Genomic DNA, 17,517 nt, shown 5'->3' on the forward strand with positions numbered 1-17,517 from the left:
ACTCCGTTTATAAAGTAGTCAGAGCACTTCAACCTTTTAGACATCATTAAATCGATCTTTCAACTTTTTAGCTGGAACCCCTCCAACTATCGAGTATTCTGGTACATTTTTAGTCACTACGGCACCAGCTGCAATTACAGCTCCCTTTCCAACAACTATATTTCCGACAAGAGTGGCTCTGTACCCAATAAAATTGTCACCCTCAAGAGTTATTTTAGAAGGCTCATTTCTACCACTCCAATAAGCTGATTGACCAACTATATCTAGATAATGATCATTACCAACAAGTGAAACGTCGGATGATATCAAACAATCATTTCCAAACTCCAAATCCGTCTGTACGAAAAAGTTTTTACCACAGCTAAAATTGTTCCCTATGTGAGCACTATTAGGAATCATTAAATTAGCATTTGGACCAAAGGTAATATTATTACCAACAAATATTTTACCTTTTGATCTTACTTTCAGCCTAACCACACGCAAATATCGCACCACTTTTCTAACTACATGTAAAAAAGGCCCTTTAGGTACATCTGGACTCATATTTTGCATTTATTAAATGCCTCGATAATACTATTTGCCATTATTTCTGCTGAATATGTATTTTTACAATTCTGTATTATATCGTCTTCCTTAGCTCCCCACACTGCGCGGCCACGCCACAGTTCAAGCATTTTACTAGACATATCCGAAGAAGAGTTTGTATCAAACATAAGACAGTTGTGACCTTCCACTGCAGCTTCTATTTCTGGAGCATGGTTTTCATCTCTTGAAATTAAGATAGGGGTTCCAAAAGAAAAGCTTTGAGTAATTGATAAACCTACATAACCAGGAGATAAACTAGCAACTGATGTTTCATAAAAAGTTCTTAGTGTCCCTAAATCAGATATGTGTCCTTTGAAAAATACTTTATCATTTAATTTTAAACTACTTACCAAATCCTCACATTGCTTCCTCTCCGGGCCATCACCAACAATAACTAAGTCTCCTAAACTTGGCTCTTTATTTAATGCATTACTGTATGAATTAATCATTAATTGAGGTTTCTTTGATTCAACCAATCTACCAACATAGATAAACCCAGTACGATCTTTTGAATCAATCCACATTTCCTCACTTTTATATAACGAGTTAGGGGCGGATGATATGCTTTTCGTAGTCATTTTTTCTTTTAATTCAAGCACCTGAGTATCTGTATATACTAAAATATGTGAAGCTAGACTTCTAAGAACATTCCTTAAATTGTCGCTTTTAGAATGTCGACCTAACCGTGGCCAAGCGTGGCCCCATAAAACAGTTTTTTTCCCAAGTGCTTTTCTAATAAATATAAGAAACCAAGTATTTATAATCCGCGGATTGAGTTCTAAAATTAAGCCCTTAGCTAGAATCCCATACTTAATGACCCCAAACTGAATTAAAAATTTTCGTTTAAATAAGAACAAATTTCTTACAAGTTTAATATTTTTATCAGGTAATTGGACCCTAGTTTTTGTACTTTCTTCAAAATATACATCACCAGTTACTAACAAAAATTGATCTTGTAGTTTCTCTGTCACAATCTCCATTACAGCCTGTCTGTAATCACCAACAGCAGTCTGTATAATGACATTTTCACTCATAGCTTTTCTCTTACTTTTAGTTGTCATCAAAAGAATACCCCAGAACTTCATAATCTCTAGCATACGCATCGTGAAAGCGTTTTAATGTTTGACTAGTAATATTAATTTTCTTACCTGTACCAGCAACATTTTTATGTTGTAAATTTGCACTAATATTTAACTTTTCACATAATTTTCTAAATTCAGAGTCGATATTTTCAAATTTATATACATTATTAACCAGTAGCTCCTTACCATCCATAATTAAATCTGTTTGTAATTTTAAGTCATTATCTATACGCCACACTATATACTCGTCAAAACTCATACAACTAATTATGCTATGTTGATGGTGTCTGGGATTTTTTAAAGCGAAAAAATAAAGTGACTTTTGCCAATCTAAGGGAGCCCTTACAAATGTAAAACGGTAATAACTATAAAATTCATTACCTAAAACCAACTTTACGTCTGCTAATCTAGGATGAAATTGACATAGTGGAGATTGAAAAATATTTTTTTTAATTATTATAGAAGTAGCATAATTTAAATTTTGAGCCGTCACTTGTAATATTGAACAATGAGGTCTTAACGCTTTTCGAATACTTGTACCTGCTACTTTATATAAATGATAATAAAGAAACTTTTTATTTTCTGATATCAACATAGTTAATCCTTTGTAAATGAAGAGGTCCGTAAAACACCAAAAATAAAATTTAGAGACTATAAACTTATTTTTACTTTTAACGGTTATTGTAATTAAAACCAGTGTTAAAATTTTCTCTATCTAAAATAATTTTTTGTATAAGTGTGAGTATTCTTATCTTCAATTAACTGTTCTACACTTACCCACTTATAATTTTGATGTTGCTTGTTTATAGGTAGAGAATTAAAAAAATTTTGGGTCTTAAAGATTCTATAACCTAAAGCTACATAATGTGTTGAGCACTTATTGTCAAAGATATTTTCACTATAAAAGTGATCATAAGCCCCAAAAAACTTTGCATCATTGATTTCTATTGTTTGCCCTAATTCATCGACAGTCAATCGTTCAAATGCTGAGCGTAAGCTTTCATTTTTTCTAACTCTTCCTCCCGGTACAAACCAAAACCCTTTGGCGGGTTCATTTATTCTATTTCCTAACAATATTTCGTTATGTTCATTTTCAATAATCAAATCTATTGATACTAAAGGAGTACTTTCAATTACTGTCAAGAACGTATCTTTATTTAAAAACAATTGCTAACCTTCTTGGAATATAAAGTTATCTTCTAAAATTATCTTGGTTCTCTAAAAACCATTGGTAGGCATTTTGTAACCCATCTTCTAATGAATATGAATACTTCCAGCCTAAAGAAGCTAACCTATCTACATTCATAAGTTTACGTGGAGCACCGTCAGGCTTTGTACTATCAAACTCAATTTCACCAACAAAACCTGTAACCTTGGCAACCGTTTCTACTAACTCACGGATAGTACAATCAACACCAGTCCCGACATTAATATGGCTCAACATAGGCTCAGTATTTTTATCATAAGTGGTTTTGTCTAAATTCATAACATGAATTGACGCAGCAGCCATATCATCAACGTATAAAAATTCACGCATTGGCTTACCACTTCCCCAAGCCACTACTTTAGCATCTCCGTTTTGCCTAGCTTCATGAAAGCGTCTTAATAAAGCAGGAATAACATGTGAATTTTCGGGGTGGAAATTGTCATGGGGGCCATATAGATTCGTTGGCATTACACTTCTATAATCAACACCATATTGACGATTATAAGATTCACAAAGTTTGATACCCGCTATTTTAGCAATGGCGTAGGGTTCATTAGTAGGCTCTAAGGTACCTGTAAGTAGTGCAGACTCACTCATTGGTTGCTCTGCTAACTTAGGATAAATACAACTTGATCCCAAAAACAATAACTGAGTTACATTGGCTTTGAATGCTGCATGAATTATATTGCATTCAATCATTAGGTTTTCATAAATGAAATCTGCAGGATAGGTATTATTAGCTACTATTCCACCCACTTTAGCAGCAGCCAAATAGACTTGTTGAATATTATTTTTTTCAAAAAACTCTCTTACAGCTTGTTGATTAGTTAAATCCAATTCACTCCGAGTTTTAGTGATAATTTCATAGCCACCCAAGTCGGTAAGCTGACGTACAATCGCAGAACCTACCATGCCGTTATGTCCTGCGACAAATACCTGTTTCATTTTTTATCCTTTGTAATTCTTAAAACGATGTGAAATTGTTATTGCGAGCCAACTAAACTTACTTTCTTTATATCCTAAATCTTATAATCATATTAGTTATTAAAAACTTAGACCTTAGTTAATATAAAATAAAAAATTGAGTTAAAAACATGATTTATAACTCAATTTTTTCAAAAGTTTTGATGTGTAAGGCTCAGTAGGGTTTATTCTTTTGCTACAGAAATAGTATGCCCATGGGCTTTCAAAAGAGCGGTTTGCTTAGCCTTATTTAGGTCGTTTTCGACCATTTCCGCACACATTTCTTCTACTGTAATTTCAGGAACCCAACCTAGTTTTTCTTTTGCTTTAGTTGGGTCTCCCAACAAAGTTTCAACTTCAGCAGGGCGGAAATACCTTGGATCAACTTTAACAATAACGTCGCCAACTTTAACACCTGGAGCATTATCACCTGTTATTGCAGTAACTGTAGCAACTTCATTTATTTCTTCTCCGGAAAACTCAAGCGTGATCCCAGCATTTTGTGCCGACATAGTCACGAATTCCCTAACAGAAATTTGCTTACCTGTTGCTATAACAAAATCTTCAGGCTTATCTTGTTGCAACATCATCCATTGCATTCTCACATAATCTTTAGCATGTCCCCAATCTCGCAGGGCATCCATATTCCCAAGATACAAACACTCTTCTAGACCTTGAGCTATGTTTGCTACTGCACGAGTAATTTTACGGGTAACAAATGTTTCGCCTCTACGAGGCGACTCATGATTAAATAGAATCCCATTACAAGCGTAAATACCGTATGACTCACGGTAGTTAACAGCAATCCAATAGGCGTACATTTTAGCAACCGCATAAGGTGACCTAGGGTGGAAAGGTGTAGTCTCTTTTTGCGGTATTTCTTGTACTTCACCGTAAAGCTCTGAGGTAGAAGCTTGATAAAACTTAGTCTTTTTTTCTAGCCCCAAAAAGCGTATAGCCTCTAACAAACGCAATGTACCTATCGCGTCCACATCAGCAGTATATTCTGGAGCCTCGAACGAAACAGCCACATGAGACTGAGCCCCTAAGTTGTATACCTCATCAGGCTCAACTTCACGCATAATACGAATTAAGTTAGAAGAATCAGATAGGTCTCCGTAATGTAATTTGAAATTAGAATTTTCAATATGTGGGTCTTCATATATATGGTCGACCCTATCAGTATTAAATAATGAAGCACGGCGCTTTATACCATGAACTTCATACCCTTTTTCTAACAAAAACTCAGCTAAGTATGAGCCATCTTGGCCAGTAACACCGGTAATTAACGCTTTTTTCATTTTTTTTCCCTAATCAAATATTTTTTAAAATAAAATTTAGACCCAAATTCATGCAAGAATCTCTCCAAGATCAGAAATATAACTATTTATAATCTTATCTTTATCTAAATACACTTCAGAAAACGTCCTTGCAACAGAATTAAACGTAGTTCTCTTTTGATTTAACATTTCATTTAATGCAATTACAAACACGTCAATAGACTCTGGTTCTATACAAGTAAAAATACCAGGGAAACGCTGACTAAGCTTCCCTAGTTCAGAGCTAAGCTCTGCAGTTACCAATGCATGCCCACCTGCAGACAATATATTCGTAAGTTTCGAAGGCAACACAGCATCAGCGACACCTTTTTTCTGAATAACTAAATGCACATCAGCAAGCGCTAACATTTCAGGTACCCTTTCCCATGGTTGGAGAGGTTTAAAAATTAAATTTGTTAATCTCATTTCTCGTGCAAGTTTTTTCAAAACGTCTACGTGCCCACCAGCCCCGACAATTACAAAGTAAACATTTGATAACTCTGATAAGTGTTTGGCTGCATCAAGAACAATTTCTAAGCCTTGTTTTTTACCAACATTTCCTGCATATAAGACAATTTTGTCAGAATGATTAAAACCCCATTCTTTTTTCAAATTATCACCGCATGTTTCAGGGGTAACAAAATGTATATCTGACCAATTAGGAAAGTATAATACTTTATCTCTATCAACTCCCTTTTCGACTGCATTATCTACCATACTATAAGAAATCGTCGAAATCGCATCAAACTTATTTAATAGCCAACGTTCTACACACTTAATGATTTTAATTACCCTGCCTTCTGTTACCATTCCTAATCCGAACATTGCATCCACTTCAAAATCTTGAATATGCATAACAGTTTTAGCACCGGTTAACTTTGCAAACATTAGAACAAAAGGTGAACAGAATAACGTTGGCTGAACCAATATAATCAAATCGGGCTTATTAAAAAGGCGTCCCAATAGCGCAAGTGAAGACGTTAGCGAAAATGAAAATAGATGCAATATACGTTTTATAGTTGTAGGTGTTTTAGGAACGTATAGTGGGCAACGGGTAACTTTGACACCATCAATTAATTCTGTTTTGAATTTAAAACTTGAATAACCACCATGTACCTCCCATTCAGGATAATACGGTGGGGCAACTATCACTGAAGTATCTATACCGCGCTTCACCAACTCAGGGCAAAAATCACCATTATATTTTCCGATCCCTGTCATTTCAGGGAAGTAATTTAAACTTGTTAATAGTATTTTCATATGAGAAATGGCCTAAATTAATTCTAATCCGTTTTGTATAGCTATAAGTAATTTCTCCTCAAATTTCGCTAATGAAAAGTCACTTGCTCTGGCATGTGAAAATGACTGTAGAGTATCAAGGACATCTCTATTTTCACTTAAATAAACCAATTTATTACTTAGGCTTTCTAAATTATTTTTCTCAACAAACAATGCACAATTCCCTACAGTTTCTGGTATTCCATTATGATTCGTCGTTATGATAGCGCAGTTTGCTGACATAGCTTCCAAAATGGATAAAGGGACCCCTTCAGATTTATAGTGACTTTGTAGCACAAATATATCCGCGTTATTTAAAACGTTAGTTTTTTCATTTCCATAAACGACTCCTGAATAGGTTAAATTATCTAGCTTTTTGCTAAAATCTTTAACAATATTCACCACTTCTTTTGAACCAGTACCGCATATATTAAAATTCATTTCTGGGTGTTTTTGTGCAGCTTGAAGGAAGATCATAATACCTTTTTCTTTCATCAAGCTGCCTAAATAAAGCACTCTTATTGGTATAGTTAAATCTTTATTCTTAATTGGGGTTTCAATTTTCTTATTACTAATCACTTCTGTATAATTTGTAATCACGAATGCATTTTTAACAGCATCACTAATTAATTCAACCTCCTCTAATAGGTGTTTCGTAAGTAAAATATTTATATTAACTCTATTAAGAATAAATCTAGTTACAATAGGATCATTCTTTAGCAGCCAAAGAAGACCGTAGCCATGCCAATGCGCAATGACCTTAACATTAAATACTCTACAGGCAATTAGCACAGGGACCAACCGAATTACTCCTAAATAAGTTTGGCCAGGTGTAAGGTACATCAAATTGACTTTTCTAAGTTTCCTTAATAACTTGCAGTAAACATTCGCTGTTTTAAAAACCTTCTCAAAAGTAAATTTACCAACTAAATTAGCATTGCTAATGATTGATGAGTTCACGTTGTCTAATTTAAAACCATTGTTTTGCAAAATTTCGAACACTTTATCATTTACTACAGCCTCTCCGGTTATAGGTGGAGAAAACTGACCAAACATTAACAACTTAAAACTCATAATTATGATACTCGGTTCTGAAAAGCTTCCATCAGTTTTTCTGAATAGTCTGGGTTAATTAAATCTAAATATGTTTTATATGCGTTTTTTCCCATAACCTGATATCTAGCACTTGCCTTTAGACTAATTATTTCTAATATTGATTCAGTGATACTTTCTAATGAAAAGTCATCAAACGTCACACCATTAAAACCATTAACGATATAACTTGGCTCCGGCCCCATGTGGACCGTAAGATCACTATGTACTAAAGAGGGTAACGATAAAGACATATAATGAACAACACTCAAACCGGCTTGACCAGGGTAACAACCTAAAAAACATGTTTTCGATAAATTAGCTACTACTTCCTGTTCAAATATTTTACCGTGAAATTTAATGTAATCAAAACGAGAAAAGTTGCTCTTTAAACTTTCCTCATACTCACCAGCTCCGATAATATGCAAGAATATCTTTTCGTTGTTTTCGTTGTTTTCGTTAATGCGAACTACTGCTTCTGCTAGTAAATTCAAATTGCAATTATCTCGAATCCTCCCTATATAAAGAATTCCGTTCTGTAGATAATCTTTATCATCTGGGGGAATATCAAATTGGTTGAAAATAGAATTTTCCGCCACCATACATTTGCTTAGACACCACTCAGGTAGTTGAGCGAGCGAAGCTTTCGTTGACTTTGTATAGCAAACGTATTTATCACAAAAGAAGAACATAATTTTATAAACTAACTTTAACAACTTAGATGGATTACGCTTATTATAAAAACCTTGCCCATGGATAAATACTTTAGTTTTTGTAAAATATGCTACCAATAAAAGTAACCAAAACGTAATATTTTTAGGGTGCGCCGTAATGAAAATATAATTTGGTTTAAATTTAAAAAAGCCTTGAATTAAGCCTCGTTGAAAGTATACGTTCAAAGATCGAATTATAGTCCTAGGGGTTTTAACATGTTCACACTTCAACTTTTGATAAACATCATGACCAGTTGATGCTTCTGCTATATCACTAAATAGTTTTACACTATAATTCTCTGTGAATTTGTTAAAAAAATAAATTCTATAATCAGTTAAAACAGGTTGAATTAGCATTAACCGTTTTTTATCACCCACTTAAACAACCCTCCACTAGAAATCTTAAACCAACGTTGTTTATTGAGGCTTTTCTACGTTAACCAATAATTTACTACTAATTGTTTCAGAAATTGTTAGAATTCCAAAACGATAACAAAACTGCCTCCAATAATCTCTATAACCATTCCTAACAAACTTTGGAGGTAATCGATGCCAATCGTAAATTTTTAACTTATCCATCTTAATTTCAGCTCTATCAACAGTTGGTCTACAAATTAAGCTTTCTAAATTTTTGACCACATGTGCAACAGTAAAATTATTGATTATTTTTTCCTTTCCTAGTTGAGATAAAGATTGTAGCGAGGATAACTGCTCATTCAGTTCCCCAATCAATAAGAATGCCTCTTTATCCCAATTTTTAGTTTTCAATAAATACCCATCAATTCCATTACAAATGATATTCTTCATTGCCCCAATACCATCCGCGGCAATAGGTACCAACCCATCATTCATGGCTTCTTTTAAAGACATAGGGCACCCCTCTTCTCTACTTGGGAAAAGATAAATATTTGCGTCTTTGACTCTTTGTAAATATTCTTCTCGTGGAAGATGCTTAACAAAGTCAAATCTTTTATCGTTCTCAAATTCTTTTGATATTTTTGCTGGTACGTTACCAAACCATGCAAAAGAGAAGTCAATAGTTGTTTGTTTCAAGCGCCTTAATAATTGCAAAAGTGCAAAGCCGCCTTTTCGCTTACTATATTCAACGCCAGTCATCATCCTTAACTTATCAAAGGTAGTAGTTGATCGAGCGAGGTTGGGCAATACTCCATTGTAAACCAGAGCACATTTACTTGAAGGTACTCTAGACTTAGTCAATGCATTATACATATCGTAAGAAATCGCAACTATGTGATCGGTGAACTCTTGATTAACTAATGCGGCCTTACCAATAGAGAAATTGTCTAGATGGACGACCGAAATAAGTGGAACAGTCAACAATGAGGCTATAGACTGAATAAAAATAACATCGTTATTAATGATGCCACATAAATTTTCAATAGATTCAATAGCTCTTAAAATCTGTATCGTAGCAGCTTTTGGATTAGAGTCAGTTTCAAAGAAAACAGGGGTTATGTTATTTTCACTGAACCAAGTTTGTTCATCACACTTAGGGCAGAAAAAGTAAACATTGTAACCTAATCGACTAAACTCTTCTGAAACGAGCCTACAATATGTTGAAATCCCTTTACCTTTAGTTGGTGAGGAAGAACTAAATATTGCAATAGCCTTACTTTTTTTTTGCATTACACTTTTACCCTTTTAAACATCAAGTACTTTCTAACCAGCTTGCCTTTATAAAACAGACCTTTAAGTTTTTGAAAAAATGGTAACCTACTAACAAGTGCTTCGTACCCTAAAGCCTTAATACTTGATTTAGCTACATAATTTGCAACTGACACCACCTCATTATCACCTTTAAGTTTCCAAGCATATAGCTTAGAAGTATCAATCGCTTTCATTGAGTCAGCCTTCCATTGTAACTCCCAATCAGGTACTGCATTAGCCGACTGCTCTGTCTTTAAACTATTCGCTATCCCTAAAAAATCACAAACCCTTTTGTTTTGTTCAAGCGGACTTGCTATGAAATCTTCAAATTTTACAACCATAACTCTACTAGAATTTTTTTTTGTAAGCTTTTGATATTGTTCGTTATACACGGTCCACTCAGCAGCGTGCAAATAAGAGTTAGAATGAGTCCAATCTACTTTAAGATTTGAAAGTACTACATCTCTAACATCCTTTACAAGGTAGATTATTTTGGCGTTAGGGTGGCACTCAAAAATTTTCTCCCAATATAGTATATGAGCAGGTGTTTTCTCTATTACAACAGGACAGTTTTTTTGCTTACCAACATAACTCAAAAAAACCGACAAGAAGTTATCCCTATCATACTTACTCTCTTCGCAAATTAGCTGGATTTCATTTGCTTTCAAATTGTAATCTTTTAACCGTTTGTCATTCGATACTACCTGAAAAAAATCAGGTTTATCTAGGCCAGCTAGCTGATGGTAAATATTTCGGTAAAACTGTGTCTCAGGACCAACATAAACACTCTCAATACTATTTAATTTATTTGCTAACAAAGTTGTACCTGAACGAGGGTACCCCGTCAAAAAAATCATTTTTGAATTACCTTTTTTCTATTATAAAGCAGCCCTAGCCCAACGCCTGCCCAAAACCATGTATGCTCAGTCAAGGGAACATTTAATGTTTGCTGCACTAAAAACATACCAAACACGTTAATACAAAGAAATTTTTCAAACATTGTAAAACGGCAACGTTTTGACATAAATTCAATCAGTAAAAGGAAGGCTGGCCTTACAAACAGAACAAAATACCCGAACAGTGCCATTATTCCACCTAGAACATAAAAAGCTGAAACATTAGAATGAGGAATACCACCGTATAGGGCATCAAACTCTCTGTTACCGAAAGGTATCCAATATTTAAAATCAAATAAATGTGTTAACCAAAATAAAAAGGAATGAATACGGTGTAAACCAGTATCTGAATCACTATTTTCGAACCTAGATACAATTGACAGATTTTCAGAAAAAACAATAATTGCCGCGGCCAATGCTATTAATATCATTGCTGCTATGAAAAAATACAATAACTTATTTTTTGACTTGTGGCCTGCCCCCCTATTATAGAAAATAGAGAATAGTAAAGTGAACATAAAAAATATGACTCCAGTACGAGTTTGGACTTCACTCAATGACCACAGATTAATAATAATCAATATACATACCAATAATTTTTTTAAATTTAAGCCTCTATATAAATAAATAAGTGCAATAGACATAAAAACATAAATGAAATGAAAATTTTGGTCTGTAAATATTTCTGGCCGAGGAACAATGACGCCATTGACTTGATGTAACTGTTCAATTAATTGCAAATTGCTACTTAACCCTAGTAACGCAATCAAAGAAATAGTCGGTGCCACAATTGAAATAAATAAAAATACTTTACTTAACTTTTGACTAAATTCTATCCTTGTAAGTTGCAACCCTAAAAAAAATGAAACTATCACCCCTACACATGAGATTACATCACTAAACCTATACTCTGCTAAAAAGATAGTCCCTAACGCTAAACTTACAACAGTAGTTGCCAATACCCAACTGTCAAATATTTTAAGCTTAAAACGAGTAGGATATGTAAACAATAACATAACAGCTAGCATCGGAAGTAATCTATTTGTTGGTAGTTCGACCCCAATAAATCCATAAAATACATACTGAATTGGTCGGTCTAACAATAACAACGAAATTGCACTAAAAAGTAGTATGTGGTGAGTTTTCTTTTTATCAATAATTATCATAATTTAAAAAGTGTAAAACCTAATTTTCTTTTAACGAATATTACCATCAGAACATTACTCATAATTAAAGTAGTCGTCATCGAGACTGCTGCGCCTAAAACCCCAAATATCAATGTAAAAACATAAGTTAATAAACAAGAGAGCAAAAGTCCTGCCATTAATATATTTCTTTCATATTTTATAAACCCAGACATAGCCAAAACTTTACCTACCGGTCCACAAGCTAAACTGACGATAAATCCCAAACTGAGCACAGCAACAATATAGAAGCTATCAGGATCTGTTATGTTGGTCAGCGAGAATATAAGTGGAGACATTAGTAAGATTAAAACGATTAGCAAAGTACCAATTTTGAAGGACACCGCTCTTGACTCTACAGCTAAACGTTTTAAGTCATCAGAAAGTAAAGCCTTTCCAAATTTTGGTGAATAAATACTAGCTATTATATTTTGAATAGATGTAGAGAATTGAATAACTTTATGACAAATATTGAACATGCCAACATCTTCGTTAGTCAAATTTATAGATATAATAATTGTAGCGAGCCAATTTTGCGCATAAGAAGTTACTGACACTCCAAAGTAAGGCCATGCTTTTTTTAAAGCTTTTGGTTCAAATAAAAACTTTTGACCCGATAAGAATTTTAACTTGCTAATTAAGATAAAAGATACAAACAAAGAAGTAAGAACTGATATAACGAACATATCTTCTAAAGTGATAAATGATATTTCACCATGGACGAATGTAATAATTACAAACAAAATTATAAGTAACGGGATGATAAGATTCTCTAAAACAGACGCCGTTATTTGTTTCTCAACGCTTCGTAAGAAACCTACATTCAACATCAGAATAGAATAACACAGCACACCAATAGAAAGGCTGCCTAATTTATCTAGGTTAATATAAGGCAAGGCTCCTACAGCCTCTAAACCGTAGATTAAAATTACAACACCAAGAGATAGCAAAAATGAATAAAGAATGCATGTAAAATATATTGATTTACAAACATTAATGTCTTTAGACGAGACCTCTTTAATAATCCAATAATCCAATCCCATTCGACTAAATAGCGATACGCCATATACAGTCGCAATAAAAATATAATATTGACCTAGAACATCAAGTCCATTAACTCTCGATATCAACATAGGAAGTAAGAAGTTAATCCCAGTACCCAATATTTTAATACTAGAATTACCAGCAATTGATTTTACTATATCTCTATTTAACTGCATGCTCTAAATTCCGTAATATATAAACGACCTGTCACATCAAAAGACTAAAGCTTAATCAGTCACAGACCAATTTTTCCAATTTTAATATTAGCTTTTGGCGATATTAACTGGCCATTAAACCCACTCCCACCTTATTCTAATTGGAGAGTAAAATAACAAAATAGACTAAACTCGATCGTCTACTTTAAAATTCATAGGGAGTTCACGCCTCTTCTTTGAGCACTTTGTTGTAATAAGTAAAAATTATAAGGACATATATTAATATAAATTAGGGATTATTATACTTTCCATACATGACATTTTTTATTTTACTCAAACTGAATCTTCTACAAGTTACTTTATAATTGATAATTATTACAAATACTTTATCAAGAATTAAATAATAGATTCAATTTATTATTAAAAATTATAAAAAAACCAACTTAGATGGGAGTTCTCACAAAATATTACAATAAGGTGTGAGGTGAGTGCTAAAGGAAACAACATAAATTAATGAGTTGGGTGTCTATACACTTTATATTTATCAAATAAAAACCACTCACCTACACCACCTTAAAGTTATACTACAATTTACAAACTTAATATTGAAAAATAATCTGACTTTAGAATAAAATTTAGCGTTTTAATATTACTTCAGTTATTTCTTTCTCAATAATCTTAGCGAGAGCCTTATGGTTAGTAGCGTCCATAGTAATACTGACGTGATTACCTGGTGCACTGGAGATAGATAGCAGCTTAACAAAATTACTGAAACCATAATCGACAGGCCAATCTCTGGTATCATCCCACCAAATACTTTCTTTAGCTTTCAATAAAATAGCTTTAACATTTACTTGCGAAATTTTATATTTATCCAACATTGATTTCTTAAGGGTAAATGCACCTTTTAAGCCAAATAATGATAGAGCTTGTCGCTGTTTATATCTAATATTTGAGTTACTCGACTTTGATTTGAATTTATTTTTTTGCCTTAATAAAAACTGTTCAATAATAATCCTTGGTTTGTTTTTAAGATAGACAAAAAACAATTTTCTGAATGGCCTCCTAGGAGACACCTCATAAATTCTTGATTCTATTAAAACTAGATAAACCTCTTTTCCCATACATTCGAGAGTTCTAGCAATCTCCAACCCAACAATCCCTCCAGAAGAATGCCCTGCAATAATGTATGGTCCTGACTTCTGTTTTTTTAGAATATCTTCCACTAGCCTAGACGCAACATCTTCGAGCAAATCATATTCATCACCTTCAAAGTTTGGATACAGCAACCCGTAAGCACGCCAATTATCTGACAGCAAATCACCAAATTTATGGTAGGAAACAATATGCCCGTCCATACCTGGAATTATATAAATGGAATTAGGGGTGGAGTCACTCTTTCCATCTAAAGGAACAACTAGACTATCAGGAACAACATAACTATCAAAAACCCCCTTTTTAATTGCTTTTAGTTGCTCTGAAAAGACAGGGTGTGCATAAATAAGTTCAAAATCACAACTTATTTTAAAATCAGTATTAATTGCATGAACTAATTGGACTATTCCGAGACTGTCGCCGCCAACATCAAAAAAGTTACTATCATCATAAATTGCTCCAAATGCTCCGGCGTTAAACCATATATCCATAAGGCGTCTAGCAACTTTGTCATCCGTTGAAATTCCAGAAAAACTTTCCTTTAAGCTCTCTTCAGCTTTAGTGATAAGAGCACTTCGATCCAATTTGCCGTTAGTATTTAAAGGCATTTCAGTGATAGCATAAATTTTATGAGGCACCATATTACTTGGTAAAGCGTCTGCTAGTTGCTGCTTTATAAAAACTTCATCAAATGTATTATCACTAATAACAAAGGCTACAATTTTTAAATCGCCTCGTTTATCTTTGGCTCCTAAAACGATACTTTTGATTATACTATTTATTCTATTCAGCCAATATTCAATTTCTTCAGTTTCTATTCGAACACCGTTAATTTTTATTTGAAAATCTTTGCGCCCTTTGAGTTGTATGTTTCCATTTCTAGCTAAGACCCCAAGATCACCCGAAGCATAATAACGAGAACCATCGATTGATGTAAATTTTACATTATTCAACTCTTCTCTATTTAAATACCCCTTGGTTACACCAGCCCCACTAATATATATTTCACCAAACTCACCTTCATCAACGGTTTTAAGCTTTTCATCAAGTAAAAGTAAATTAACGTGTTCAAAAGGTTTGCCTACATAGGTAGTGTCGGTATCAATCGTTCTATCAACTTGCCAAGTGGTCCCCATACAGGAAACTTCTGTACAACCATAAATAACCCAAATTTCTGCATTTGGAAAAACAAACTTACATCGTTCTAACAGTGATGGAGGTACTATGTCTCCACCACTTGAAACATGGGTAATACTTGAAAAAAACATATTTTTATCTTCAGCATAATTAACCAAAGATTCAAGTAAAGCAGGCCCCATATGAAAACAAGTAACACTTTTAATATAATTTACCAAAAATTCACTGTTGAGCAATTGTTGGCGAGGCCTTAATTTTAAGGATCCGCCACAATAAAATGGTAAAAGCAAATCAAAAAGACTAATACTAAAAGAATATTTTGCTATAGATAAATGAATATCAGATGACGTAAACCGGTAGGCTTTGGAAGCGCTTTCTATATAACTCTGTATATTCCCATAACTAAGCTTAACTCCTTTAGGAAAACCGGTTGACCCCGAAGTATAAAATATTACTGCAGTATCTACTTTCTTTGGCGGAGTGAAGCTGCATGGGGAGCTATTTCGTTCCAAATACTTTTTATCATCTAAATTAATAACATCAATACCATTTAAATCATCAAATCTTTTATAGTAAAGAGTTTGAGTTATAATGGCTTTTGGTGAGACATCAGTCAATACTGTATCAATACGGCTTTTAGGCCACGAGATGTCAATAGGTACATACACTCCTCCAGTCATTAATATTGATAGCAATGCAACTGGAATATGTTGGGACACATCCAAGAACACAACAACTTTATCTTCGGTACCAATATTTATGGATTTTAAGTAATCCGCTAACGCTGACGATATGTCAAAATACTCTTGGTAGGTTAACAAGAACGAATCATCATCAACAGCTAATTGCGACGGCTGCTCAAGAGCATACTCAGCTATCTTAGATATGATACAGGTATAGTCATTTATTTTATGAAGATAATCATCAGATACTTTACTGATATAGCTCCTTCCCCCTTCGGCAGCAGTACTAGCAGAACATTTCACCTCACTATTTTGTATGATATTTGATACAAATGTATTCATATTCGCTCAGCTTCCTCACAATCCTTTGTTAAAAGGGTATATTGATACAAGTGTATTCATATTCGTTCAGCTCCCTCAGAATCTTTTGTTAAATAATATGTTGATTCAAAAGCGTCGCAATGGAAGGAGACGATTTAAAAATATACCCTAAGCACCTAGCACCTAGCAAGTTATTCATAACTAGCAAAAAGCCACTGAATATTGAATTTGTAGACAAAATTGACTCCCCTCCCCCAAGTAAAAATCTATGACGTAAAATGCATTGCAAACAAAAAATACCAAATTTAAATAAAATAACAGCTTTTTTGTAGACACTTGTGTATCTAAAATCATACGGTTTGCTTCATTAAGCGATAGCCAGTGTAGACCTTTTATTAATCCAATTTATTTCATCAATTTTAGACATACCAATACTTGTGTATAGACCTTCATATTTAAGGCCGTTTCTTTTTTGTATTTAATCTATTCGAAATTAATCAAATACATGATTTGAAGCAGCTGGGGGAACTATAGCATGAAAGCACACAATGAAGCTTGGTATGAAACTTTCAAAATTGGAAAGGCTAACCTCAGACTCTCCTCTGTGTTTTTAATTGCACTTCTGATGATAGGGTGTGGTAGTGGAGAAACTTCATCTCAAGATATTGAGGAAGAAGTAATAATATCAGCTCCCTCCACCGAAACACCTCAAGAAGAGCAAGACACAACAAACGAAGAATATACCGATTCTGAAGTCGAAGAGCCAACAGACCGTGAAGACGAATCTGAATCTAGTAACCCTGAGAGCAATGCTCCCCCGGGAGCTATTATTACAGAAAAATATCCTGAGTCAGTCATTGAGACTGACCCGGTCACTATACCGACCTCTGACCCAGTTGTTGACCCTGACCCGGTTGTTGACCCTGACCCGGTTGTTGACCCTGACCCGGTTGTTGACCCTGACCCGGTTGTTGACCCTGAGCCAGTTGTTGACCCTGAGCCAGTTGTTGACCCTGAGCCAGTTGTTGACCCTGA

General features: G+C 34.0%; 15 protein-coding genes. 1 reads left to right on the top strand and 14 read right to left on the bottom strand.

The features are described from left to right. Positions 1-36: 36 nt before the first annotated feature. The 14 genes from EOK74_RS03715 to EOK74_RS03780 form a co-directional block, all read right to left on the bottom strand. Complete coding sequence (locus EOK74_RS03715; RefSeq protein ID WP_133468572.1) at positions 37-552, bottom strand: acyltransferase; 516 nt, start codon at positions 550-552, stop codon at positions 37-39. Next, positions 540-1,646, bottom strand: a complete 1,107-nt coding sequence (locus tag EOK74_RS03720; RefSeq protein WP_166638708.1) for a glycosyltransferase — start codon at positions 1,644-1,646, stop codon at positions 540-542. Before EOK74_RS03720 ends, EOK74_RS03715 begins: the two co-directional genes overlap by 13 nt. Then, positions 1,636-2,262, bottom strand: a complete 627-nt coding sequence (locus tag EOK74_RS03725) for a sulfotransferase family 2 domain-containing protein (protein ID WP_133468574.1) — start codon at positions 2,260-2,262, stop codon at positions 1,636-1,638. The genes EOK74_RS03720 and EOK74_RS03725 overlap by 11 nt, the downstream gene beginning before the upstream one ends. A 116-nt stretch (positions 2,263-2,378) precedes the next feature. Continuing rightward, a complete protein-coding gene (locus EOK74_RS03730; protein ID WP_133468575.1) occupies positions 2,379-2,834 on the bottom strand; it encodes a GDP-mannose mannosyl hydrolase in 456 nt (151 codons plus the stop codon). A 25-nt stretch (positions 2,835-2,859) separates the two neighbouring features. Continuing rightward, complete coding sequence (fcl, locus tag EOK74_RS03735) at positions 2,860-3,819, bottom strand: GDP-L-fucose synthase (protein ID WP_133468576.1); 960 nt, start codon at positions 3,817-3,819, stop codon at positions 2,860-2,862. A 203-nt stretch (positions 3,820-4,022) separates the two neighbouring features. Beyond that, positions 4,023-5,138: a GDP-mannose 4,6-dehydratase gene (gene gmd / locus EOK74_RS03740; protein WP_133468577.1), complete on the bottom strand. Its 1,116-nt coding sequence runs from the start codon at positions 5,136-5,138 to the stop codon at positions 4,023-4,025. Between the two features lie 48 nt (positions 5,139-5,186). Next, on the bottom strand, positions 5,187-6,416 hold the full coding sequence (locus tag EOK74_RS03745; protein ID WP_133468578.1) for a WcaI family glycosyltransferase: 1,230 nt from the start codon (positions 6,414-6,416) through the stop codon (positions 5,187-5,189). 12 nt (positions 6,417-6,428) lie between these two features. Further along, entirely contained in the window at positions 6,429-7,508 is a 1,080-nt protein-coding gene (locus EOK74_RS03750) for a glycosyltransferase family 4 protein (protein ID WP_133468579.1), read from the bottom strand. Positions 7,509-7,510: 2 nt separating this feature from the next. After that, entirely contained in the window at positions 7,511-8,617 is a 1,107-nt protein-coding gene (locus EOK74_RS03755) for a glycosyltransferase (protein WP_133468580.1), read from the bottom strand. 39 nt (positions 8,618-8,656) lie between these two features. Further along, positions 8,657-9,886: a glycosyltransferase family 4 protein gene (locus tag EOK74_RS03760; RefSeq protein WP_133468581.1), complete on the bottom strand. Its 1,230-nt coding sequence runs from the start codon at positions 9,884-9,886 to the stop codon at positions 8,657-8,659. After that, on the bottom strand, positions 9,886-10,764 hold the full coding sequence (locus EOK74_RS03765; RefSeq protein ID WP_133468582.1) for a sulfotransferase family protein: 879 nt from the start codon (positions 10,762-10,764) through the stop codon (positions 9,886-9,888). Before EOK74_RS03765 ends, EOK74_RS03760 begins: the two co-directional genes overlap by 1 nt. Beyond that, positions 10,761-11,969: a hypothetical protein gene (locus tag EOK74_RS03770; RefSeq protein ID WP_133468583.1), complete on the bottom strand. Its 1,209-nt coding sequence runs from the start codon at positions 11,967-11,969 to the stop codon at positions 10,761-10,763. The genes EOK74_RS03765 and EOK74_RS03770 overlap by 4 nt, the downstream gene beginning before the upstream one ends. Continuing rightward, positions 11,966-13,207, bottom strand: coding sequence for an oligosaccharide flippase family protein (locus EOK74_RS03775; RefSeq protein ID WP_133468584.1), 1,242 nt, complete (start codon positions 13,205-13,207; stop codon positions 11,966-11,968). Before EOK74_RS03775 ends, EOK74_RS03770 begins: the two co-directional genes overlap by 4 nt. Positions 13,208-13,821: 614 nt before the next feature. Continuing rightward, entirely contained in the window at positions 13,822-16,503 is a 2,682-nt protein-coding gene (locus EOK74_RS03780; protein WP_133468585.1) for a non-ribosomal peptide synthetase family protein, read from the bottom strand. A gap of 514 nt (positions 16,504-17,017) precedes the next feature. Here EOK74_RS03780 and EOK74_RS03785 point away from each other — a divergent pair. Then, the coding region (locus EOK74_RS03785) for a hypothetical protein (protein ID WP_205964502.1) at positions 17,018-17,517 on the top strand (500 nt) is incomplete at its 3' end.

Source organism: Paraglaciecola marina (assembly GCF_004360155.1).
Classification (GTDB): domain Bacteria; phylum Pseudomonadota; class Gammaproteobacteria; order Enterobacterales; family Alteromonadaceae; genus Paraglaciecola; species Paraglaciecola marina.

Coding starts and splice junctions, on each gene's coding strand:
- EOK74_RS03715 (WP_133468572.1), bottom strand. CDS start 552: ATGCAAAATATGAGTCCAGATGTACCTAAAGGGCCTTTTTTACATGTA.
- EOK74_RS03720 (WP_166638708.1), bottom strand. CDS start 1,646: ATGACAACTAAAAGTAAGAGAAAAGCTATGAGTGAAAATGTCATTATA.
- EOK74_RS03725 (WP_133468574.1), bottom strand. CDS start 2,262: ATGTTGATATCAGAAAATAAAAAGTTTCTTTATTATCATTTATATAAA.
- fcl (WP_133468576.1), bottom strand. CDS start 3,819: ATGAAACAGGTATTTGTCGCAGGACATAACGGCATGGTAGGTTCTGCG.
- gmd (WP_133468577.1), bottom strand. CDS start 5,138: ATGAAAAAAGCGTTAATTACCGGTGTTACTGGCCAAGATGGCTCATAC.
- EOK74_RS03745 (WP_133468578.1), bottom strand. CDS start 6,416: ATGAAAATACTATTAACAAGTTTAAATTACTTCCCTGAAATGACAGGG.
- EOK74_RS03750 (WP_133468579.1), bottom strand. CDS start 7,508: ATGAGTTTTAAGTTGTTAATGTTTGGTCAGTTTTCTCCACCTATAACC.
- EOK74_RS03760 (WP_133468581.1), bottom strand. CDS start 9,886: ATGCAAAAAAAAAGTAAGGCTATTGCAATATTTAGTTCTTCCTCACCA.
- EOK74_RS03765 (WP_133468582.1), bottom strand. CDS start 10,764: ATGATTTTTTTGACGGGGTACCCTCGTTCAGGTACAACTTTGTTAGCA.
- EOK74_RS03770 (WP_133468583.1), bottom strand. CDS start 11,969: ATGATAATTATTGATAAAAAGAAAACTCACCACATACTACTTTTTAGT.
- EOK74_RS03775 (WP_133468584.1), bottom strand. CDS start 13,207: ATGCAGTTAAATAGAGATATAGTAAAATCAATTGCTGGTAATTCTAGT.
- EOK74_RS03780 (WP_133468585.1), bottom strand. CDS start 16,503: ATGAATACATTTGTATCAAATATCATACAAAATAGTGAGGTGAAATGT.